Here is a 22,304-nt window from a genome sequence, read left to right as displayed (position 1 = left end):
AGGCCAGCGTGTTGGCCTGCATCAGGTGGGCTCGCCGTGGAAAGCCTTGTTGGCGATCTTCCAGCCTGCTTCCGTTTTCAGCAGCACGAAATAGTCGGTGAAGGTGGTGGCGCCATGCACCAGCGTGATGCGGGCGCAGGCCGCGCTGCCCTGCACGTCGATCCAGTCCACGATGCGCTCGCGCTCGGCCTCGTCGGCGGCTGGCGTGCCCTTGAACCGTTCGCAGTACACATCCAGCGGCCAGGACGTGAACACGCCTTCGCGCATCGACTCGATATGGGCGGTCGGCAGGAAGGCTGCGCGCATGTGGGCCGCGTTGTCGTTGGCGTGGCCGGCGAAATACTGGTTGATCGGGTCCAGCACCGCGGCTTGTTCTTCGCTGAACGGGGGACGGAAGATGTTGTTCATGTTCATGGGAGGCTCCTTTGTGGAGGCCCATCATGCCGGGCCGGCGCCGCGCCGAACCGCAGCGCGCGGCCATACCGGGTATGCGTCTGCACGCATGGACAAGCCGTGATAGCATTCGGCCGATGATCCGCAATGCCCTTTTTGCCGCCGTCGCGCTGGCCGCCGCGCTGCTGTCCGGCCGCGCCGGCGCCTCCTGTTCGCGTCCCATCGTGGTGCCGGCTTCCTCGCTGGGCAAGATGATGACGGTGAACCAGGCCAGCGGCGACGTGGGCGGTGTCTATCCGGAGCTGCTGCGCGAGCGTGGCCGCCGCGCCGGTTGCGAGTTCGTCTTCCCGGTGGTGCCGCGCGCCCGCGCCGAAGCCATGCTGCGCCAGGGCGACGCGGACCTGCTGGTGGGGGCGGTGCAAGTGCCGGAACGCGACCAGTGGGGCCGCTACATCCCCATGATCGGCACCGAGTGGATGCTGATCTCCACCGACCCCGATCCGCCGCGCAGCACGGAAGCGCTGCTGGCGCGCCCGGGCATCCGCCTGAACGTGGTGCGCAGCTATAACTACGGTCCGGCCTACCTGGCGCTGCTGGCGCGGCTGGACAAGCAGGGCAAGCTGGAATATGTGAAGGATCCGCAGACCATCGCGCGCAAGATGGAGATCGGCCGCGCCGACTACGCCTACATGCCGTCCAACACCTTTGCCGGCACGCTGGAGGAACTGGGCCTGCGCGATTCGCTCGGCCAGCGGGTGCATTACACGCGCCTGGCCGGCATTCCGGCCTCCACCAGCGGCGTCTACATCTCGCGCAAGACCGCGCCGGACGACGCGGCGCAACTGGCGGCCATGCTGGAGCACCTGCGCCGGGACGGCGAGCTGCTGGCGCGCACCCGCAAACTGTTCACCCCGGCCGAAATGTCGAGCAGTTTCCCCCTGCCGCGCAGCCGCTAGCGGCGCATAACCGCGCCTGGGATTTCCGAACAATTGGGCATTAGGCCGCCGGAGGGAGTAAACTAGCGCTTTTGTTTCGCATTGGGCGATTCGAACATACTTGTGAGTGACGCCATGTCTGGAACACCGAATACCGAAGTTACGCTATTTTCCGACCTTAATCTCAGCCCCGCGCTGATCAAATCGCTGAAAGAGGTCGGCTACGAGTCGCCGTCGCCGATCCAGGCCGCGACCATCCCTTATCTGCTGGACGGCCGCGACGTGCTGGGCCAGGCCCAGACCGGCACCGGCAAGACCGCCGCCTTCGCGCTGCCCATCCTGTCGCAGATCGACACCAGGCTGACCGCGCCGCAGGCGCTGGTGCTGGCGCCGACCCGCGAACTGGCGATCCAGGTGGCCGAGGCCTTCCAGCGCTACGCCGCCTACATTCCCGGTTTCCACGTGCTGCCGATCTACGGCGGCCAGAGCTACGGCCCGCAATTGTCGGCGCTGCGCCGCGGCGTGCACGTGGTGGTGGGCACCCCCGGCCGCGTGATCGACCACCTGGACAAGGGCTCGCTGGACATCTCCAAGCTGAAGACCCTGGTGCTGGACGAGGCCGACGAGATGCTGCGCATGGGCTTCATCGACGACGTCGAGCGGATCCTGAAAGAGACCCCGGCCACGCGCCAGACCGCGCTGTTCTCGGCCACCATGCCGTCGGTGATCAAGCGTATCGCCACCACCTACCTGAACAAGCCGGCCGAAGTGACCATGGCCGCCAAGACCGGCACCGCCGAAAACATCCGCCAGCGCTACTGGCTGGTGAGCGGCATGCACAAGCTGGACGCGCTGACCCGCATCCTGGAAGCCGAGCCGTTCGACGGCATGATCATCTTCTCGCGCACCAAGATGGGCACCGAGGAGCTGGCCGAGCGCCTGAACGCGAGAGGTTTCTCGGCGGCCGCCATCAACGGCGACATGCAGCAGGCCGCGCGCGAACGCACCATCGCCCAGCTGAAAGACGGCAAAATCGACATTCTTGTCGCCACCGACGTGGCCGCGCGCGGCCTGGACGTGGAACGCATCAGCCACGTGGTGAACTACGACGTGCCGCACGATCCGGAAAGCTACACCCACCGTATCGGCCGCACCGGCCGCGCCGGCCGCAGCGGCGAAGCGATCCTGTTCATCACCCCGCGCGAGCGCCCGCTGCTGAAAGCCATCGAGCGCGCCACGCGCCAGCCGGTGTCGGTGATGGAACTGCCGTCGCTGCAGGCGGTCAACGACGTGCGCGTGGCCAAGTTCAAGGACGAGATCACCGCCGTGCTGGCCAAGGGCGGCCTGGAGCACTTCCAGGGCCTGATCGAGGATTACGAGCGTGAACACAACGTGCCGGCGATCGAAGTGGCGGCGGCGCTGGCCAGCATGGCGCGCGGCGGCAAGTCGTTGCTGCTGGACAAGAAGAAGGAAACCGGCTGGCACGACTCGCCGCAGGCGGCCGCTGCGGCCCAGGCCGCGCGCGGCGACCGCCCGGAGCGCGAGCGCTTCGACCGCGGCGACCGCTTTGAGCGCTCCGACCGCATGGACCGCCCGGACCGCGGCGAGCGCGCCTTCCCGAAAAAGGAACGTGTGATCCGCGAGCCGGAAGCGGGCATGCAGACCTACCGCATTGAAGTGGGCTACCAGCACGGCGTCAAGCCGGGCAACATCGTCGGCGCCATCGCCAACGAAGGCGGCATCGACTCCAAGTTCATCGGCCGCATCGAGATCTACGACGACTACAGCGTGCTCGATATGCCGAGCGACCTGGCGCAGGACACCATCAGCCACCTGCAAGGCGTGAAAATCGCCGGCCAGGTGATTCGCCTGAGCCGCGACGGCGAGCAGGCGCCTGCCGCCGCCCCGGCCCGCGTGCCTGCCGCGCCGCGCTCCGCCCCGGCTGAACGTGCCGAGCGCGCAGCCCCGGTGGAACGCGCGCCGGCGCCGACAAAGGCCGCCAAGGCTGAACCGGAGCTGGCCCCGAAAGCCGACGACGGCGAGCCGGCCTTCGACGACGAGGCACCAAAGAAGAAAAAGAAGGACAAGCACAAGGTGACCCTGCCGATGAGCGCCTTCCGCATCGAAGTGGGCAGCAAGCATGCGGCCACGCCGTCCAACATCGTGGGCGCCATCGCCAACGAAGCGGGCATCGAAGCGAAGTACATCGGCCGCATCGAGATCTTCGACGACCACAGCGTGCTGGAACTGCCGGACGGCATGCCGGACGACGTGTTCCAGCACCTGGGCAAGGTGTGGGTGGGCGGCCAGCAGCTGCGCATCAGCCACGCCGACGCCATGCCGCCGGAATCGGCCAAGCACACGCCGCCGAAAGCGGCGCCGGGCAAGGCGCCGGCCAAGAAGGTGCCGGGCATGGACAAGCCGCTGCGCAAGCCGGGCAAGTTCAACAAGTTCAAGTAATCCGCAAGCGCCGCAAGCGCTGGCAACGCAGTAAACACGAGGGGGCCGCATGGCCCCTTTTTTTATTTCGCGCGCCTTTGCGCCAAGCCGGCAACTCAATATCGCTAAACGCGGCCCGCGCCTTGATGGACGCACGCTGGCGGTGCGCCGGCTGCTGCGGCGCACCAAAAGAATCCCGGGAAAGGGGCGGCGTTTGCTAGCGCTAACCCCGCCACGCCCCGCAAGCACTGTTTTTTGCCATCTGGCCTGGAATTTGCTTCTACAGCACTATTTTCCTGTCCAGCGAGGGTGACGTGATATCCCGAAATGACCTTCTTGAATATGCAGGACCGGATCGCAAAACGATCCGCGTGCTGTGGATAGACGCGGCGCAAACCGCCGCCTATGTGTACGACGTGCAGGCCCACAGCGCCGAGGCGGAGCTGGTGCGCATGGCAGTGCTGCAGGCCGACCTGGCGTCCGGCCGTGCGCGGCTGCTGCCGGACGATCCTTATATGGTGGTGGTCAACCAGGAGCTGCTGCCGGAGAAGCATCTGCAGCTGCGCGCCCGCGCCTGGGAGATCGTGCGCGAGCTCACCGCAATGGAGCCGGCGATCTATGAACCGCGCCGGCGCGGCCAGCTGGTGTCCGAGTACACGCTGCGCCATGGCGTCTCGCACCCCACCATCTACCGTTACCTGCGCCGCTACTGGCAGCGCGGCCAGACCCCGAACGCGCTGCTGCCCGACTACGCCAATTCGGGTGGACGCGGCAAGACGCGCGCGGCTTCCGAAGGCGTCAAGCGCGGCCGCCCGCGCAAGGAAGGCGCCGCGCCCGGCGTGAACGTGGACGAGCCGATGCGGGCGGTGTTCCGCGTCGCCGTGGCGCGCCACGCCGCCACGCATCCCATGCTGTCGCGCCGCGCCATCTTCGACCAGATGCTGCGCGACTTCTTCTGCCAGCGCAGCATCGCCTGCGCCAGCTTGCGCGTGCAGCGCGGCGAACCGCTGGCGGCGCTGCCGACCTTCGGCCAGTTCAGCTACTGGCTGGAACAGGACCACTTGCTGGAGTCGCAGCGCATGGCGCCCGCGCTGCCGGCCGACAGCGCCATTGCGCGCGCGGGACGTCCCGGCGCCGCCTTCCGGGTGGAGGCCATGCAGGCCGACGTGCAGCTGGTGTCGCGCGCCGACCGCAGCCAGGTTACCGGCAAGCCTTACCTGTATGTGGTGACGGACATCTTCAGCGGCGCCGTGGCCGGCATTTACGTCAGCATGGAGCAGCCCAGCTGGCGGCACGCGCAGATGGCGCTGGCCAACAGCGCGGCCGACAAGCGCCGCTACTGCCTGCGCCATGGCCTCGACATTCCTTCCGGCGCATGGCAGTCGCGCCACCTGCCCGAGCTGCTGTTCGCCGATGCGGCGTTGCTCGACAATGCCGACGACTGCGACGACGGCACACTGCTGAACAACTTCAACGTGCGCTGCCTGGTTGCGCCGGCGGCCGCGCCGTCGCCCTGGAGCGCGGAGCTGGGCAAGCGCTTTGCGCTGCTGCCGCACGATGCCGCCGCTGCCACCGACCCCACCGCCGCCGCTACCGCCGCCTCGGCCCAGCCGGCCGCCGGAGATGAAGCTGGCGCACTGCTGCCGTGCGGCCGCCTGGACGCGGTGCTGGACCTGGAACAGTTCACCCGCGTCGTCATCGGCAGCGTGCTGGCCTACAACCACGCGCGCCAGGCGGACGGCTACACGCCGCAGCAGCTGTGGGACTGGGGCGTGGCGCAGCGCGGTACGGCGCTGCGCCAGTACGCCGAGGAGCTGGTGCATTGCAGCCTGCTGCCAGTGCACGATGCGGTGGTCACGGCCGAAGGCATCTGCCTGCACGGCACCTACTACAGCTGCGCGCGGGCCCAGGAAGGGCGCTGGTTCGAGCGCGCCGCCCAGCGCGGCCAGTGGCACGTCAAGGTGGCCTGCGACAGCGCCAGCCTGGACACCATCTACCTGCTCGACCCGCAAGCGCCGATGCACTTCCACGCCTGCCATATCGCCGAGCGCAGCGTGGCGCACCGCCGCCTGTCGTCGGCCGAAGTGGCGCGGCTGCGCGCCGGCGACTTCCTGGCGCGCCAGCACGTCGCCCCGCCCGGCCAGTACGCCAGCTTCGAGCGCATGGTGGCTGCGCTGGCCGGCTAGCGCTTCACCCTTCCGGCGCATCGGGATGGTGCGCCGCATCAAAATAGCACATCGATAGCACATCGATAGCACATCGATAGCAACAGGCCGTGACGCTTACCCGTCACGGCCTTTTTTATCGTCCTGCACAAACTTATGCTGCGCTGAAAAATAGAGTTGCACGCGCCCGAAAAGAGTCCGTTCGCCGCCGCCGCGCCGCCGCCGAAGCGCCGCCAACGCGCCGCTCTGGCGCGACGCCGCCACGCAGCCACATTGTTTGCCCGGCCGTCCGCATCTTTATTTTATTTCGTATATGTATATTACATTTATGATTTATTGGCACGGCGATTGCTAAGTCCTCAGGGTAGTTCCAACTACCAGGAGGTTGCCGATGATAAGCAGGAGAGATTTCTTGTACCGCGCCGCAGCAGTCGGCGGCACGGGTCTGATGCTGAACACGATGAGTGCCTGGGGCATGGGCATCGAGTCGACGATGTCCGCGCCGCCCGTGCTGGGCGGCAGCGGCAAGGGCAAGAAGGTGGTGATCCTGGGGGCGGGCCTGGCCGGCATGACCGCCGCCTTCGAGCTTGGCAAGCTGGGATACCAGTGCCAGGTGCTGGAAGCGCGCGCCTTCGCCGGCGGCCGCTGCCAGACCGCGCGCAAGGGGTTCGCGCTGACGGAGCTGGGCGGCGAGGAGCAGCGCTGCAGCTTCGACCAGGGCCACTACATCAACCACGGCCCGTGGCGCATTCCGCTGCACCACCAGTCCACGCTGCACTACACGCGGCTGTTCGAAGTGCCGCTGGAGGTGATGGTCAACGATAACGACCATTCCATCGTCTACCTGGAGAACGGCGGCCCGCTGGCCCGGCAGCGCCTGCGGCCGGCGCAGATCAAGGCCGACATGCGCGGCCACGTGGCCGAGCTGCTGGCCAAGTCGGTCAAGTCGAAACAGATCGACCAGGCGCTGACCGAGCAGGACCAGCGCCTGCTGCTGGACTACCTGGCGCACGAGGGCCAGCTGGACGCCGGCGACCTGCGCTACAAGGGGCGCAGCGGCCGCGGCTACGCGGTCAACCCCGGCGCCGGCATGATGCCCGGCGCCGGCAAGGAGTCCGACCCGCTCGGCTTCAAGGAGCTGCTGGAATCGAAGGTCGGCAATATCTACAGCGCCGTGCAGGACTTCCCCATGCAGAACACCATGTTCCAGCCGGTGGGCGGCATGGACCAGATTGCGAAAGCGTTTGAAAAGCGCATCGGGAAGAACATCCGCTACCGCGCCGAGGTGCAGACCATACGCCACGGCGAAAAGCATGTGGCGGTGACCTACAAGGACACCGCCAGCGGCAAGTTCACCACCGTGAACGCCGATTACTGCCTGTGCACCATCCCGCTGTCCGTGCTGCGCATGATCGACACCGACTTCTCGCCCAAATTCAAGGCCGCCATCAAGCAGGTGGCCTACGCGCCGGTCGGCAAGATCGGCCTGCAGATGAAGCGCCGCTTCTGGGAAGAGGACGACCAGATCTACGGCGGCCACGTGCTGACCGACATCAAGGGCATCAACACCATCTCGCTGCCCTCGTCGAGCTGGCAGAAGCAGAAGGGCGTGCTGCTGGGCTACTACAACTACCAGACCTCGGCCATCGAAGTGAGCGCCATGACACCCGGCGAACGCGCCGAATTCGCCGTGGCGGCGGGCGAAAAGATCTTCCCCGCCTACCGCGAATCGTTCGAGAGCGCCTTTTCCGTGGCCTGGCACCGGGTCCAGTACAACCTGGGCGGCTGGGCCGACTGGAATGACGAGAGCCGCAAGCACGCCTATCCGGTGCTGCTGGAAGGCGAGGGCCGCGTGCTGCTGGCCGGAGAGCACCTGAGCTATCTGACCGGCTGGCAGGCCGGGGCCATCGAATCGGCCTGGCAGCAGCTGGCCAAGATCCATGAAAGGGCCAGCGCATGAAGCGTCTTTTGGCAAGCACGATGCTGGCCGCATCCGCCATCGCCGCCCTGGCAGCGGCGCCGCAAGCGCGCGCCGACGGCAAGGCGCTGTTCCAGAAGAACTGCGCCGCCTGCCACCAGGCCAGCGGCAAGGGCATACCCGGCGCCTTCCCGGCGCTGGCGGGCAATCCGCTGGTGCAGGGGCCCGCGCCGGACGTGGCCATGGTGCTGCTGCAGGGGCGCGGCGGCATGCCCGACTTCAGCGCCAGCCTGAGCGACGACGACATCGCCGCCGTGCTCAGTTTTGCCCGCAGCGCCTGGGGCAACAAGGCGCCGCCATTGAAGGGAGAGCAAATAGGCGCGCTGCGCGGCCAGCTCGGCGTGCCGCAATTCGCGAACGGCCAGATGTCCAACAAACACTGAAAGAGACCATGTACAAAGCTACCGTATCGAATGCCTGCGCCATGCTGGCGCTGCTGTCCACGTCCATGATCGCGCCGGCGCAGGCGCAGGACATCATCCGCCACAAGATTCCCGGTTCGGACTTCCCCATCGCCCAGGCGGTGACCTTGCCGCCGAGCGCCACCATCCACTTCATCAGCGGCCAGGTGCCGCCCGTGATCGACAAGGCCGCCGCGCCCGACTCGCTGGCCGCCTACGGCGACACCAGGACCCAGACCATGGGCGTGCTCAAGAAGATAGACGAGATCCTCAAGGGCATGAACCTGGCCATGGGCGACGTGGTGAAGATGCAGGTGTTCCTGGTGGGCGATCCGGCCAAGGGCGGCCGTGCCGACGTCAAGGGTTTCATGGAGGCCTACACCCAGTACTTCGGCGGCGCCCAGCCCAACCTGCCCGCGCGCGCCGTGATGCAGGTGGCCGCGCTGAACGTGCCGGGCTGGCTGGTGGAAATCGAAGTCGTCGCCGCAAAAAAATAAGCGTAAAAAAGCCAATACAACATTGAAGGGGTATCGTTATGCAGAAGGCCAGACTGAAAGCATGCGCAGCAGCCATCATGGTGCTGTACTCGGGATTGTCGTATGCGGTGGATGACGCTGCGGCCGCGGCGGCCAGCGGGGTGCAAGCCGACGCGGTGGCCGGCGCCGCCGTCACGCCCTCGTCGGCCGGCGCGGTGATCGTCACAGGCACCCGCGCCAGCGGGCTGAAAGTGGAAAACAGCGCCTCGCCCATCCAGGTGCTGGACAACGCCTCGCTGGCCCGCACCGGCCAGCCCGACCTGATGCAGGCGCTGGCGCAGAACCTGCCGTCCTTCACGGCCCAGGCCTTCGGCGGGGATACCGCCAACCTCACCCTGTCGGCCCGCCTGCGCGGCCTGAGCCCGAACAACACCCTGGTGCTGGTAAACGGCAAGCGCCGCCACGGCACCTCCAACCTGGCGGTGCTGGGCGGGCCGTTCCAGGGCGGCGCGGCGGCCGACCTGAGCTACATCCCGGTCGCCATGATCGACCACATCGAAGTGCTGCAGGACGGCGCGGCCGCCCAGTACGGCACCGACGCCATCGCCGGCGTCATCAACATCATCCTCAAGTCCAACAGCAAGGGCGGCAGCTTCAACGTCAACGGCGGCGGCTTCTCTGATGGCGGCGGCAAGACCGCCGACGCCATGGGCAACGTCGGCTTCGAGCCATTCGAAAAAGCCTTCGTCAGCCTGAGCGCCGAATCGAAATACCACGACTTCACCAACCGCGGCGGCCTCGATCCGCGCGTAGTGGATCCGGCCAACCTCAAGCGCCTGCCACTGCTGCAGGCGCCCGGCTATCCCCACCTGAACAAGATCAGCGGCGACGCGCAATACCACCTGACCGTGTTCGGCCTGAACGCCGGCTACGACATCGACGACGACACCTCGCTGTACGCCTTCGGCACGGTGGGCCGCAAGGAGGCGCGCGCCTACGAGAACTACCGCATGCCGGACCGGCTGCCGCAGGTCTACCCGCTGGGCTTCAGCCCCAAGGAAACCATCAAGGACCAGGACTACGCACTCACCGCCGGCATGAAGGGCAAGCTGGGTGGCGCCTGGAACTGGGAACTGAGCACCACCTATGGCCGCGACAAGGCCGAAATCGGCGTCGAGGACTCGGCCAACGTGTCGCTGTACCAGGACAAGGGCTTCACGCCGACCGTGTTCGCGGCCGGCGCCTTCATTGCCGGCCAGTGGACCAACAACCTGGACTTCAGCCGCGAACTGAGCCTGGCCGGTTCCAGGCCGGCCACCTTCGCGCTCGGCCTGGAGCACCGCGTGGACAAGTACGAGATCCAGGCGGGCGACGAATTCTCGCGCTACAAGGAAGGCTCGCAGTCCTATCCCGGCTTCTCGCTGACCGACGCCGGCAAGCACGACCGCAACAACAAGGCGGTGTACGCCAACCTGATCGTGTTCCCGGTGGACGCGCTGACGGTCGACCTGGCCGCGCGCTACGAGCACTTCAGCGACTTCGGCAACGCCAAGGTGGGCAAGGTCACCAGCCGCTACGACTTCTCGCCCGCCTTCGCCCTGCGCGGCACCGTCAGCAACGGCTTCCGCGCGCCGACGCTGGCCGAGCAGTACTACTCGGCCACCAATGTGTCGCCGCGCAGCGCCTTCGTGCAGCTGGCGCCCAACTCGCCGGGCGCCGCGCTGGTGGGGGTAAACGGCCTGAAGCCGGAGAAGTCCACCAACTTCAGCGCCGGCCTGGTGCTTAACCCGGCCAGCAACGTCGCGCTCACGCTGGACGCCTATCAGATCACGATCCGCGACCGCATCGTCGGCAGCGGCTCGCTGTACGGCTCCGGCGGCGCCGACAACTCGCCGGCGGTGACGGCGGCCATCCTCGCCAACGGCAACGTGCTCGACCCGACGGTGGTGCAGACCGGCATCAACATCTTCTCCAACGCCGTCAACACCCGTTCGCGCGGGCTGGAGTTCGTGGCCACGGTAAACAGCAACTACGGCGACTACGGCCGTGTGGACTGGTCGGCCGCCGCCAATTACAACAAGGTCACCGTCATCAAGGTGAACCAGGCGCCGGTGCAGCTGCGGCCGCAGACCCTGCTCGACAGGACCGCCATCTCGGACATCGAGACCGCCTCGCCGAAGGCGCGCATCAACCTGGGCGCCTTGTGGAAAAAGGGCGCCTGGAGCGTCAACCTGCGCGAAGCAATCTACGGCAAGTCGTCCGAGTGGGGCACGCCGGACGGCGCGGACTACTACAAGACGGAGATCGGCGTCACCGCCATCACCGACCTGGAGGTGAGCTACCGCATGAGCAACGGCTGGACCTTGTCGGCCGGCGGCAACAACCTGTTCAACAAGTATCCGGACCAGGTGAACGCCCAGCTGCTGGCGGTGTACCGCGCCAACCTGGACAACTCGGCCGTGACGGTTTATCCGTCGTTTTCGCCGTTCGGCATCAATGGCGGCTACTACTACGCGCGCGCCAGCTATAAGTTCTAAGGCCGCATGACAGGCGGGGCGAGGCGCGGTATGCTGCGCCTTGCCCCGTTTTTTTATGGATCGCCCATGCTGACCAACCTCCGCAAGACCCTGTGCGCCGCCGCCATCGCCGGCGCCGCCGGCGCTGCCGCTTCCTCCCACGCCGCCGCCCCCATGACGCTGCAGGACTACCTGGCGCTGTCCGGCCCCAAGCCGGACTTGCACATCGCCTATGGCGGCGCGCCGTCGCAGTTCGTCGAGCTGTTCAAGCCCGCCGGGCCGGGGCCGTTTCCGGTGGTGATCCTGATCCATGGCGGCTGCTGGACCGTGCATTTCGGCGGCATCGCGCAGATGCACAACATGGCGGGGGAGCTGATCAAAAACGGCATCGCCGTGTGGAACGTGGAGTACCGCCGGGTGGACGAGGAGGGCGGCGGCTACCCCGGCATGTACCAGGACGTGGCCACGGCCGTGGACCGGCTGCGGCAGGAAGCGGCGGCGCACCGGCTGGACCTGACGCGCGTGGCGGCGGTGGGCCACTCGGCCGGCGGCCACCTGGCGCAATGGGCCGCGTCGCGCCACATGCTGCCGCAGTCCAGCCCCGCGTGGCGCGCCGCGCCGCTGGCCATCCCGCACGTGATCAGCCTGGGCGGGCTGGCCGATTTGCGCAACGAGGAGCAGCTGATCAAGACCAGCTGCGAGCGCGACATGGTGCAGCTGACCGGCCTGCCGGGCGCCGGGCGGCCGGACGTGTTTGCCGATACGTCGCCTGCCGAGCTGCTGCCGGCCGGCGTGCGCACGGTGCTGATTACCGGGGAGCTGGACACGGTCTCGCCGGTGCGCGTGGCGCAGGACTACGCGCGCCGCGCCCGGGCCGCCGGCGACGCGGCCGAGGTGGTGGTGCTGCCCAACGCCAGCCACTACGACGAAGTGGCGGCCACCTCGCCGGCGTGGCAGCTGGTCTACGCCGAAATCCGCAAGGCGCTGGCGCTGCCGTAGCCCGCCGGCCTCAGTACTCGGTGTACTTGCGGGCGTCGCCGCGCACTTGCGCGGCCGGGTACTTGGCGCGGTTCAGTTCCATCTTCTCCAGCACCGCGCTGCGCAGGTCCACGCCGGTCTTGTCGGCCAGCTGGACCAGGTACAGCATCACGTCGGCCAGTTCGTGCCGGATACCCTCGCGCTTGCGTTGGTCCAGCTCGTGCTCGGCGCCGGTGGCCAGCCACTGGAAATGCTCGGCCAGCTCGGCCGCCTCCACCGTCAGCGCCATGGCCAGGTTTTTCGGCGTGTGGAACTGGCCCCAGTCGCGCTCGGCCGCGAAGGCGCGCGCCAGGTCGCGCAACTCGATCAGGCTGTCCTGTGCCTGCGCCGGCTGCGCCATCACTGCACCGCCTTGCGCATGAAGACGCTGAGCGGATCGTCGCGGTAGTCGCCGTAGGGGCCGCAGCGCTGGTAGCCCAGCCGCTGGTACAGCGCGATCGCCTCCGGCTGCGACGGCCCGGTTTCCAGCGTGTACAGCGTGCTGCCGCGCTGTGCCGCCTCCTGCTCCAGCAGCGTCAGCACGCGCTTGGCCAGGCCCCGGCCGCGCGCTTCCGGCCGCACATACATGCGTTTGACTTCGGCGAACTCCGGCGTCACCACCATCGCGCCGCAGCCCACCGCCGCGCCGTCGGCATCGCGCGCCACCGCGAACAGCACATTGGGCTGCTTCAGCGACGCCAGGTCCAGCGCGTACACGCTTTCCGGCGGATACAGCGTCAACTGGTAAGCGTCCAGGTCGGCGATGAGGGCGATGATGTCGGGCTGGTCCGGCGTTTCGAATGCGATATTCATGGGCGTGATGGAAGTGGGAAACGGGTGTGCCTGTCATTGTAGCGCAAGCCTGCGCGGCGCTCTGCGGGGCCCTATGCAAGGGCGCTATGCACCCCGCGCGGGGGCGAGAAAAATACTATCTCGCTGCGGCGAAAGCTCGCTATATTGAATCTTAGCGGGGCGCGAAAGCGCACCGCGCGAGCCGCAAGGAGAGCATCATGAAAAACCTGCTGTTGTTCGCGTTGCTGGGCCTGGCCTGCGGCGCCGCCGCCGTGGCGCAGAGCGTGCAGAACCCGCCGAGCGAACAGAATCCGCAAGTGCTGGAGACGGTGACCATCCCCGCCAGCGCACCGCTGAGCATCGAGGTGCCGGCGCGCCGGCTGCCCGCGTATGCGATCGATTTCGGCGCCTACAAGGGCGCCTACGACTTGAGCAACGGCGGCCTGCTGCAGCTGAGCTCCCAGGGCCGGCGCATGTATGCGCAGCTGGACGATGGGGAACGCACCGAAATCGTCGGCACGGGCAAGCACAGCTTCGTGGCGCTGGACCGCAGCGTGCAGATGCGTTTCGAACCGAAATCCAGCGGCGAGATGGGCGGCGAACTGCTGCTCGCCAGGCAGCCCGCCATCGCCGGCCAGCCGGTGCAGTACCTGCTGGTGTCGCTGCGCTAGCGATTTTTGTAGCAAGCCCCGGGCGTGTCCGCCGTCCGGGGTGTCTCCCTTTTCCGCCGGCTCCTGCGGGAGCCGGCGGCCCTCTTTCGTCCGCGAATCTTGGTATCATGTCCGACTGCGCCAGCCACAAGCTGGCCTTTTTTATAACGATGTCGGAGATAACCGCATGAAATTACGTCTGCTGGTATTGGCGGCCGCGCTTGCCGCGTCCGGTGCTCAGCACGCACAAGCCGCCCCGCGCGGCTTTACCGTGGAAGACCTGGTGAAAATGGAACGCGTCGGCAGCCCGCTGCTGTCGCCGGACGCGTCGAAAGTGGTGTACACGGTGCGCACCACGAATATGGACAAGAACCGCGGCAACACCCAGCTGTGGATGCTGGACCTGCGCGCGGCCAAGCCGGCGCCGGTGCGCCTGACCCAGGCCGACGCCAGCAGCACCGACCCTGAATGGTCGCCGGCCGGCGACGCGGTCTACTTCCTGTCGGCCCGCAGCGGCAGCAACCAGGTGTGGCGCCTGCCGCTGTCGGGCGGCGAAGCGGCGCGCGTGACCGATCTGCCGGTGGACGTGGAAAACTTCCGCCTGTCGCCGCAGGGCGACCGCCTGGCCATGAGCCTGGCCGTGTTCCGCGACTGCGCCGACCTGGCCTGCAGCAAGGCGCGCGTGGAAGCGCAAGCCAAGGACAAGGCCACCGGCAAGGTCTACGACCGCCTGTTCGTGCGCCACTGGGACACTTGGAAGGACGGCCGCAACAACGTGCTGTACAGCGCGCCGATCGACGCGGCCGGCAAGGTCAGCGCCGCGCCGGTCAGCCTGAGCGGCACCATCGACGGCGACGTGCCGTCCAAGCCCTTCGGCGACCACGAGGAGTACCAGTTCAGCCCGGACGGCAAGACGGTGGTGTTCTCGGCCCGCGTGGCCGGCAAGACCGAAGCCTGGTCGACCAACTTCGACCTCTACAGCGTGCCCGCCACCGGCGGCGCGCCGCGCAACCTGACCGCCGAGAATCCGGCCTGGGACACCAAGGCGCAGTTCTCGCCGGACGGCAAAACGCTGGCCTACACCGCCATGCAGCGTCCGACCTTCGAAGCGGACCGCTTCCACCTGGTGCTGATGGACGTGGCCACCGGCAAGAAGCGCGCGCTGACCGGCGCCTGGGACCGTTCCGTGTCCGACTACCGCTGGGCGCCGGACGGCAAGTCCCTGCTGGCCACTGCCGACGACGTCGGCCAGCACCGCCTGTTCAGCATCGACGCCGCCAGCGGCAAGGCCAGCGCCGTCTCCGGCCTGGGCTACGTGTCCGCCTTCAGCGTGGCGCGCGACACGGTGGTGATGGCGCAAGCCTCGCTCGCTGCGGGCGCGCAGCTGTACAAGTTCAAGCTCGGCGCACCATCGAAGGCCGACAAGCTGACCAATGTAAACGAGGCCGCGCTGGCCGACGTGCGCTTCGGCGAGTACGAGCAGTTCTCCTTCAAGGGCGCCAACGGCGACACGGTGTACGGCCATGTGATGAAGCCGTGGAACGCGCAGCCGGGCCAGAAATATCCGATCGCCTTCCTGGTGCACGGCGGCCCGCAGGGCAGCTTCGGCAACTCCTGGAGCTACCGCTGGAACCCGCAGGTGTACGCCGGCGCCGGCTACGCCACCGTCTTCATCGACTTCCACGGCTCCACCGGCTACGGCCAGGCCTTCACCGATTCGATCAGCGGCGACTGGGGCGGCAAGCCGCTGGAAGACCTGAAAAAGGGCATGGAAGCGGCAGCGGCCAAGTTCCCGTGGCTGGACCGCGAGCGCAGCTGCGCGCTGGGCGCGTCCTATGGCGGCTACATGATGAACTGGATCGAAGGCAACTGGTCCGACGGCTTCAAGTGCATCGTCAACCACGACGGCGTGTTCGACATCCGCGGCATGGCCTACTCGACCGAGGAAATCTGGTTTACCGAGTGGGAATACGGCGGCCCTTACTACAAGGCCGTGGAGTCGCACGAGAAGTTCAACCCGGTGCACCACGTGGCCAAGTGGAAGACGCCGATGCTGGTGATCCAGGGCGACCTGGACTTCCGCATCCCGACCGCGCAAGCGCTGGGCACGTTCACCGCGCTGCAGCGCCAGGGCGTCGACAGCAAGCTGCTGGTGTTCCCGGACGAGAACCACTGGGTGCTGAAGCCCGCCAACTCGGTGCAATGGCACCACACGGTGCTGGACTGGCTCAACACCTACACCAGGAAGTAGGCAGTTTAGAACCCCGCGGCTGCGGGGTTTTTTCTTAGTACCACTCCAGGTTGGCCACCGCGTTGTTGCGCTTGTTGCCGTCCTTGTGGCGCACGCGGCTATGGCGGGCCGGGTTGGGCAGGTGGGCTTCGGCCACCAGGTCGTGCACGAAAAACTGGCCGGTGCGGCTGCCGTTGCTGAGCGTGACGCGCAGGCCTTCCGGCATGGCCAGCGCGCGCAGGCATTTCACCTGCGGCCCGCGCGTGCGCAGCACGCGGCCGTCGCGCGAGACCACGTAGAAATCGCTGCCCTTGACCGGCTTGGTGCCGGCGGCGCGCAGCGAGTACGCCAGTGCGCCTATCAGCACAGCCACGGCGGCAAGGATCAATTCCATGCGCAGTCTCCGCTCAACCTGCCAGCCGCGCCAGCAGCGCGTCCAGCGGGGCGGGGCGGGCGTACAGGTAGCCCTGCATGCCGTGGCAGTCGCTGTTGATGAGGAAGTCCGCCTGCGCCTGCGTCTCCACGCCCTCGGCCACCACCTTCAGGCCCAGGTGGTGCGCCATCGCCAGGATGGTTTGCACGATGGCCGTCACCGACGCGTCGGCCGGCGTGTCCTGGATGAAGCTGCGGTCGATCTTCAGTTCGTACAGCGGCATCTTCTTCAGGTAGGCCAGGCTGGAATAGCCGGTGCCGAAATCGTCGATCGAGAAGCGGATGCCCAGCGCGGCCAGCTGGCGCATGCGCAGCACCGTGTCCTCCAGTTTTTCCACCAGCAGCCCTTCGGTCACCTCGAAGATCAGCAGCTCGGCCGGCGCGCCGGTTTCGGCCAGCAGCGCGCGCACCTGTTCGACGAACTGCGGCTGCCGGAACTGGCTCGGGCTGACGTTGACCGACAGCGGCAGCGCATGTCCGGCCGCCTTCAGGCGCAGCACCGCGTCGCAGGCCTGGCGCATGGCCCACGCGCCCAGCGCCAGGATCTGGCCCGACTCCTCGGCCAGCGGAATGAACTGCGCCGGCGACACCCAGCTGCCGTCGGCGCGCTGCCAGCGCATCAGCAGTTCGGCGCCGATGATCTTGCCGTCGCAGTCGACTTGCGCCTGGTAGTGCATGGCCAGTTCGCGCTGCTCGATGGCCAGCGCCAGGTCGCGCTCCAGGTTCAGGCGCTGCTCCACCTCGGCCTGCATGGCCGCCTCGAAGAAGGCGATGCCGTTGCGCCCGTCGGCCTTGGCGCGGTACATGGCGATGTCCGCCTCGCGCAGCAGGTCCTGCGCGTTCTGCTCGCCCGATGCGCCCGCCGCGCCCTTGGGCAGCAACGTCACGCCGATGCTGGCCGAGCTGCTGTAGCTCTGGCCGTCGATCACGAAGTCTTCCGCGATGGTGGCGCGGATCTTCTCGGCCACCACCAGCGCCGAATGGGCGGCCGTCGCGTACACGCCGCTCAGGTGCGCCAGCAGCACCACGAACTCGTCGCCGCCGATGCGCGCCACCGTGTCGGCCTTGCGCATCAGCTGCGCCAGCCGCGCGGCCGCGTTCTTCAGCAGCGCGTCGCCGGTGGCGTGGCCGCGCGCGTCGTTGATGTACTTGAAGTTGTCCAGGTCGATGAACATCACTGCGCTGTACTGGCTGTTGCGTTCCGAGCTGGCCAGCAGCTTGTCGATGCGGTCCATCAGCAGGCGCCGGTTCGGCAGGCCGGTCAGCACGTCGAAGTAGGCCAGGCGGTGGATGTCGTCCTCGGACTTCTTGCGCTCGGTGATGTCGCGTTCCACGGCCACCCAGTGCGTGTTGGTGCCGCCCTCGTCGGAGATCGGCACCAGCTCGCGCTCGACCCAGTACGGCTCGCCGTAGCGCGTGTAGTTCAGCAGCTCGGCGCGCACCGCTTCGCTGCGCGCCATGGCCTGGTTGATGCGGTCCAGCGTGCCGGTGGCCGTCTCCGGCCCTTGCAGCAGGCGCAGGCTGCCGCCCAGCATGGCGTCGCGGTTGTAGCCGCTGCGCCGCTCGAAGGCGCGGTTGACGAAGATGATGCGCTGCTCGGTGCCCGCCACCTCGGCGATGCTGACCATGTCGTTCAGGCGCGCCACGGCGGCCGCCGTCAGGCGCAGTTCGGCGTTCAGCGCCGTCAGCTCCTGCTGCCCCTGCTCCAGCGAGGCGGCGGTGGCGCGCAGGTCGCTGATGGATGTCTCCAGCCGCTGCAGCAGCACGCCGCAGGACAGCGTCAGCACCGCCGTGATGAACAGGTAGTTGGAGGTGATCACGCTCCATTTGAGGAAGGCGGTCAGCTCCAGCCCTTGCAGGTCGGGGATGGTGTTGGTGTAGAAGCCGATCACCAGCAGCGCCACAGTGTCGAGCGCCAGCGCCCACAGGCCGGCGCGCAGGCCGAGCAGCAGCGCGGCCAGCACTGGCACGGCCATCAGGTAGATCTGGCTGACCGGTCCCACCTTGACCAGCAGGCCGACGCCGAAAATGAAGGTCACGGCCAGGAAGTTGAGCACCCGCGCGCCGTAGGAGATGCCGGGCAGGCGCAGGATGCCGAAGATCCACACCAGCGCCACCACGTCCAGCACCACCACCGACCACAGGTTCTCGGAGATGCTCAGCAGGATGCTGGGCACGGCCGTCACCACGCCCAGCCCGAGGACGAATTGCAGGATGCGCTTAAAGATCTGGCCGCGCCAGTGCGCGACGTCGTTTAGCGCTGGCAATCGCAGCCCTCCTTCGTGGCGAGTAACATGATTATTCTTGGTGTTGTTGCTTACCAGACATGTTACCTGCAAACCCGCATGCTGTCACGGTTTGGAAGGCGAGCCGCGGTCCCGTCAATCCGGTTTGTAGATGCCGCAGCCGACGATCAGGTCTTCGTATTTTTCGATATACATCGATTTCGGCTCGATCTTCTTGGTCAGCGGATCGAGGAATTTGTAGTCCTGCCAGCCCTTGCCCTTGGTCTTGATGATCTCGATGCGCTCGCGCATGTAGTACTTGCCGTCGCCGTCGCGGATGTCGATCAGGTCCTTGCCTATCATGCGCGCGTTCTGGCCGTGCGCCAGGTTTTTGCCGTTCAGGTCATATACCACCACGTACAGGTCGCGGTCGGTGAACTGGCCGCGCGGATCGTTGATCTCGGCGAAGGCCTTTTCCCTGCCGTTGGCTTTCAGGTAGGCGATGGCCTTCTTCGCCATGGCCATGGCTTCCTCGGCCGTGCCGCGTTCGGCGGCGTGCGCCGGCAGGCGCGCCAGCAGCAGGGAGGTACCAAGAGTTAGTAGCATCAGCCGTCGTTTCATGGGCGCACCTCCGAACGTTGTGGATGTGGGTATATCTTAGCTGAAAAAAAACGCTGAAAAAAAAAGATGGCATTCGCAATAATTGGTGAGTATCTTTTGCGACGCAACAGGCAAAATTGCTGATTCGGCAAAAAAGCCGAACGCTCTATCCCTATCAGAAAGGTTGAACCCTATGCGCATGCGCCAAATTCCCGCCCTGCTGGCCGCCGCCCTGCTCACGCTGTCCGCGCAAGCGGCCAGCACCGACCGCTGGGACGTGCCGGTGCACGTCAACAAGCTCGACAACGGCTTGACCGTCATCGTCACCGAAGACCACAGCTCGCCCACCGTCGGCGTGAGCGTGGTGTACAAGGTCGGCATGCGACTGGAGCCGAAGAACCGCACCGGCTTTGCCCACCTGTTCGAGCATCTGATGTTCCAGGGCACGCCGAACGCGCCCAAGGGCGTGTTCGACAAGACCATCACCGCCGGCGGCGGCCGCAACAACGGCTCGACCCGCGCCGACTTCACCAACTACATCGAGACCGCGCCGGCCTCCGCGCTGGACGCCATCCTGTGGCTGGAGGCGGACCGCATGAAGACCCTGGACTTCAACGAGAAAACGCTGAAGAACCAGCAGGACGTGGTCAAGGAGGAGATCCGCGTCAACGTGAAAAACCAGCCGTACGGCGGCTTCATGTGGATCGACATCGGCCAGCACGCGTTCCAGAAGTGGGAGAACAACCACGACGGCTACGGCAGCTTCCAGGATCTGGAAGGCGCCAGCCTGGACGACGTGCGCGCCTTCCACCGCGACTACTACGGCCCCAACAACGCGGTGCTGGCCATCGCCGGCGACGTCACGCCGCAGCAGGGCTATGCGCTGGCCAAGAAATACTTCGGCGCCATCCCGAAACGCGCCACGCCGGCCTTCGGCGACTTCAGCGAAGGCTTGAACACGGCCGAGAAGCGGGTGCAGCAGAGCGACACGCTGGCGCAGGTGCCGGCGCTGGCGGCGGCCTGGAAAATGCCGGACCGCGGCAGCAGGGACCAGGCGCCGATGGCCGTGCTGGGTGAACTGCTGGCCGGCGGCGACGCCTCGCGCCTGTACCAGGGCCTGGTCAAGGGCCGTCAGCTGGCGCTGAACCTGTCGCCGCTGTACGGCCTGACCGGCCCGTGGGAATACGACGGCCCGACCCTGTTTACCGTATTCAGCATGTACAAGCCGACCAGCAATGCCGACGCGGTGCTGGCCGCCATGGACGAGGAAATCGCCAAGGTGGTCAAGGACGGCGTGGACGCGGCCACCCTGCAGCGCGTCAAGACCGCCATGCTGGCCGACTGGTACAACAAGCTGGAAAGCTATATGAACCGCGCCGACACGCTGGCCAAGCTGCAAACGCTGTGGGGCGACGCCAAGGTGGTCAACCGGATCCCGGACTGGATCGACGGCGTGAAGTCGGAAGACATCCAGCGCGTGGCGGCCACTTACCTGACCCCGGCCAACCGCACCGTGATCGACCGCAAGCCGGCGCCGAAGGAGGCGCCCGCCGCCCCGGCCGCCACCCCGGCACCGGCCGCCCCCGCACCCGCCACGACCGGCACGAAATAAGGACAGCACCATGAAGAAACTGATACTGGCCGTGGCCATCTCCACGTTGTGCGCCCCCATGCTGCACGCCCAGACTGCCGCCGCCACCGCAGCGGCGCCCGCTGCATCCCCGGTGCCGCCGTACGGCGCCGACAAGCCGCTGCCGGTGCCCAAGATCGGCAGGAAGACCCTGGCCAACGGCCTGGAAGTGTGGGTGGTGCCGCGCGCCGGCCTGCCGCGGGTGGACTTCGTGCTGGCCGTGCGCGGCGCCGGCTACGCCGCCGACGACGCCCGGCACCCGGCCATGGCCAGCCTGCTGGCCAACCTGCTCAACGAAGGCACCGCCAGGCGCGACTCGCGCGCCATTGCCGAAGCGGCGCAGGGCATGGGCGGCAGCGTGGCCGCCTCCACCTCCAACGACGGCATCACCGTCTACGGCAACGCGCTGGCCTCCAGTGCCGCTCCGATGGCGGCCCTGCTGGCCGAAGTGGCGCGCGAACCGGCCTTCCCGGACGAGGAAGTCAAGCTGGCCAAGACCAACGCCCTGCAGGCGCTGAAGGCGGCCGAGGCGCGTCCCGGCTTCCGCGCCGACCGCGCCATCTCGCGCGCCGTGTACGGCGACCATCCGTACAGCCGCACCACCGCCACCGCCGAATCGATCAACAGCACCGACGCGGCGCTGCTGCGCGCCGAACACGCCAAGCGCTTCCGCCCCGAGCGCAGCCTGCTGGTGATCACCGGCCGCATCAAGGAAGCCGAGGCCATGAAGCTGGCCGCAGCGGCCTTCGGCAGCTGGAAGGCCAGCGGCCCGGCGCTGCCGGAAACGCCGGCGGCGCCGGCCGCCGCGCCGCCGCAGCGCCTGCTGCTCGAGCGCGCCGGCAGCGTGCAGTCGACCCTGCGCCTGGGCCGTCCCGGCGCCGCCGCCAGCGTCGAGGATCATGTGCCGCTGCGCCTGGCCAGCACCATCCTGGGTGGCGGCTTCAGCAGCCGCGTCAACCTCAACCTGCGCGAAGAGAAGGGCTACACCTACGGCGCCTCGGCCGGGGCGCGCATGAGCCGCAACGGCGGCGCCATCATCGGCGGCGCGGACGTGCGCAACGAAGTGACCGGCGCCGCGCTGGGCGAGTACTTCAAGGAGTACCGCAAGCTGGGCACGGAGCTGGTGGGGGACGAGGAGATGAGCATGAACAAGCGCTACGTGGCTGGCTCCTACCTGATCACCAACCAGCTGCAGGGCTCGGTGGCCGCCACCCTGGCCGGCAACTGGCTGGTGGGCCTGCCGCCCGAATTCCTCGGCAGCTTCGTGCCGAAGATTCAGAAAGTGAGCGCTGCGCAGGTGCGCGAGATGGGCCGGAAGTATTTCGCGCCGGAGAGCCAGTCCATCGTGGTGGTGGGCGACAAGGCCGCCGTCGCCGAACAGCTCAAGGAGTTCGGCGAATTCACCGTCACCGACAAGTAGGCCTC

The 22,304-nt window shown here is 67.3% G+C and carries 18 protein-coding genes; 12 read left to right on the top strand and 6 right to left on the bottom strand.

Features of this window, described 5'->3' with window-relative positions; translation table 11 throughout:
* Positions 1–21: 21 nt before the first annotated feature.
* Positions 22–408 (bottom strand): nuclear transport factor 2 family protein, encoded by a 387-nt coding sequence (locus tag ASD15_RS27325; protein WP_057158364.1) that lies wholly within the window; start codon positions 406–408, stop codon positions 22–24.
* A 122-nt stretch (positions 409–530) separates the two neighbouring features.
* On the opposite strand from ASD15_RS27325, the gene ASD15_RS27320 reads away from it, so the two are divergent.
* The 8 genes from ASD15_RS27320 to ASD15_RS27285 all read left to right on the top strand — a co-directional run bounded on the left by ASD15_RS27320 (position 531) and on the right by ASD15_RS27285 (position 12,302).
* A complete protein-coding gene (locus tag ASD15_RS27320) occupies positions 531–1,349 on the top strand; it encodes an ABC transporter substrate-binding protein (protein ID WP_057158189.1) in 819 nt (272 codons plus the stop codon).
* Between the two features lie 114 nt (positions 1,350–1,463).
* On the top strand, positions 1,464–3,788 hold the full coding sequence (locus ASD15_RS27315; protein ID WP_057158188.1) for a DEAD/DEAH box helicase: 2,325 nt from the start codon (positions 1,464–1,466) through the stop codon (positions 3,786–3,788).
* 350 nt (positions 3,789–4,138) lie between these two features.
* Entirely contained in the window at positions 4,139–5,953 is a 1,815-nt protein-coding gene (locus ASD15_RS27310) for a hypothetical protein (RefSeq protein WP_057158187.1), read from the top strand.
* Between the two features lie 370 nt (positions 5,954–6,323).
* The gene (locus ASD15_RS27305) at positions 6,324–7,892 is read left to right on the top strand and encodes a flavin monoamine oxidase family protein (RefSeq protein WP_057158186.1); all 1,569 of its coding nucleotides are present in this window, start codon (positions 6,324–6,326) and stop codon (positions 7,890–7,892) included.
* A gap of 20 nt (positions 7,893–7,912) precedes the next feature.
* Positions 7,913–8,293: a cytochrome c gene (locus ASD15_RS27300; protein ID WP_229418360.1), complete on the top strand. Its 381-nt coding sequence runs from the start codon at positions 7,913–7,915 to the stop codon at positions 8,291–8,293.
* A gap of 41 nt (positions 8,294–8,334) precedes the next feature.
* Positions 8,335–8,808: a RidA family protein gene (locus ASD15_RS27295; RefSeq protein ID WP_200954113.1), complete on the top strand. Its 474-nt coding sequence runs from the start codon at positions 8,335–8,337 to the stop codon at positions 8,806–8,808.
* A gap of 38 nt (positions 8,809–8,846) precedes the next feature.
* Positions 8,847–11,324 carry a TonB-dependent siderophore receptor gene (locus ASD15_RS27290; protein ID WP_057158183.1) on the top strand — a complete coding sequence of 826 codons (2,478 nt, stop codon included), beginning with the start codon at positions 8,847–8,849 and terminating at the stop codon, positions 11,322–11,324.
* 66 nt (positions 11,325–11,390) lie between these two features.
* Positions 11,391–12,302, top strand: coding sequence for a S9 family peptidase (locus ASD15_RS27285; protein WP_082552190.1), 912 nt, complete (start codon positions 11,391–11,393; stop codon positions 12,300–12,302).
* A gap of 10 nt (positions 12,303–12,312) precedes the next feature.
* Here ASD15_RS27285 and ASD15_RS27280 read toward each other — a convergent pair whose 3' ends face one another.
* Together ASD15_RS27280 and ASD15_RS27275 are read right to left on the bottom strand one after the other, a co-directional pair.
* Positions 12,313–12,681, bottom strand: coding sequence for a nucleotide pyrophosphohydrolase (locus ASD15_RS27280; protein ID WP_057158182.1), 369 nt, complete (start codon positions 12,679–12,681; stop codon positions 12,313–12,315).
* Entirely contained in the window at positions 12,681–13,133 is a 453-nt protein-coding gene (locus ASD15_RS27275) for a GNAT family N-acetyltransferase (RefSeq protein ID WP_057158181.1), read from the bottom strand. The genes ASD15_RS27280 and ASD15_RS27275 overlap by 1 nt, the downstream gene beginning before the upstream one ends.
* A 197-nt stretch (positions 13,134–13,330) precedes the next feature.
* On the opposite strand from ASD15_RS27275, the gene ASD15_RS27270 reads away from it, so the two are divergent.
* Both ASD15_RS27270 and ASD15_RS27265 read left to right on the top strand, forming a co-directional pair.
* Positions 13,331–13,783, top strand: a complete 453-nt coding sequence (locus tag ASD15_RS27270) for a hypothetical protein (RefSeq protein ID WP_057158180.1) — start codon at positions 13,331–13,333, stop codon at positions 13,781–13,783.
* 166 nt (positions 13,784–13,949) lie between these two features.
* On the top strand, positions 13,950–16,013 hold the full coding sequence (locus ASD15_RS27265; protein WP_057158179.1) for a S9 family peptidase: 2,064 nt from the start codon (positions 13,950–13,952) through the stop codon (positions 16,011–16,013).
* A 34-nt stretch (positions 16,014–16,047) separates the two neighbouring features.
* Here ASD15_RS27265 and ASD15_RS32990 read toward each other — a convergent pair whose 3' ends face one another.
* From ASD15_RS32990 to ASD15_RS27250, 3 genes are all read right to left on the bottom strand, one after another.
* The gene (locus tag ASD15_RS32990) at positions 16,048–16,386 is read right to left on the bottom strand and encodes an HNH endonuclease (protein WP_057158178.1); all 339 of its coding nucleotides are present in this window, start codon (positions 16,384–16,386) and stop codon (positions 16,048–16,050) included.
* A gap of 13 nt (positions 16,387–16,399) precedes the next feature.
* Positions 16,400–18,691, bottom strand: a complete 2,292-nt coding sequence (locus ASD15_RS27255) for a bifunctional diguanylate cyclase/phosphodiesterase (RefSeq protein ID WP_057158177.1) — start codon at positions 18,689–18,691, stop codon at positions 16,400–16,402.
* A 114-nt stretch (positions 18,692–18,805) separates the two neighbouring features.
* Positions 18,806–19,270, bottom strand: a complete 465-nt coding sequence (locus ASD15_RS27250) for a cache domain-containing protein (RefSeq protein ID WP_057158176.1) — start codon at positions 19,268–19,270, stop codon at positions 18,806–18,808.
* A 172-nt stretch (positions 19,271–19,442) separates the two neighbouring features.
* On the opposite strand from ASD15_RS27250, the gene ASD15_RS27245 reads away from it, so the two are divergent.
* Complete coding sequence (locus ASD15_RS27245) at positions 19,443–20,861, top strand: pitrilysin family protein (RefSeq protein WP_057158175.1); 1,419 nt, start codon at positions 19,443–19,445, stop codon at positions 20,859–20,861.
* A 10-nt stretch (positions 20,862–20,871) separates the two neighbouring features.
* Positions 20,872–22,299: a pitrilysin family protein gene (locus tag ASD15_RS27240; protein ID WP_057158174.1), complete on the top strand. Its 1,428-nt coding sequence runs from the start codon at positions 20,872–20,874 to the stop codon at positions 22,297–22,299.
* Positions 22,300–22,304 lie beyond the last annotated feature (5 nt).

Origin of the sequence: Massilia sp. Root351, assembly GCF_001425045.1 — a bacterium.
Classification (GTDB): Bacteria; Pseudomonadota; Gammaproteobacteria; order Burkholderiales; family Burkholderiaceae_D; genus Rugamonas.
The sequence above is the reverse complement of the archived record's forward strand: the minus strand, read 5'-3'. Positions and strand labels throughout refer to the sequence as shown.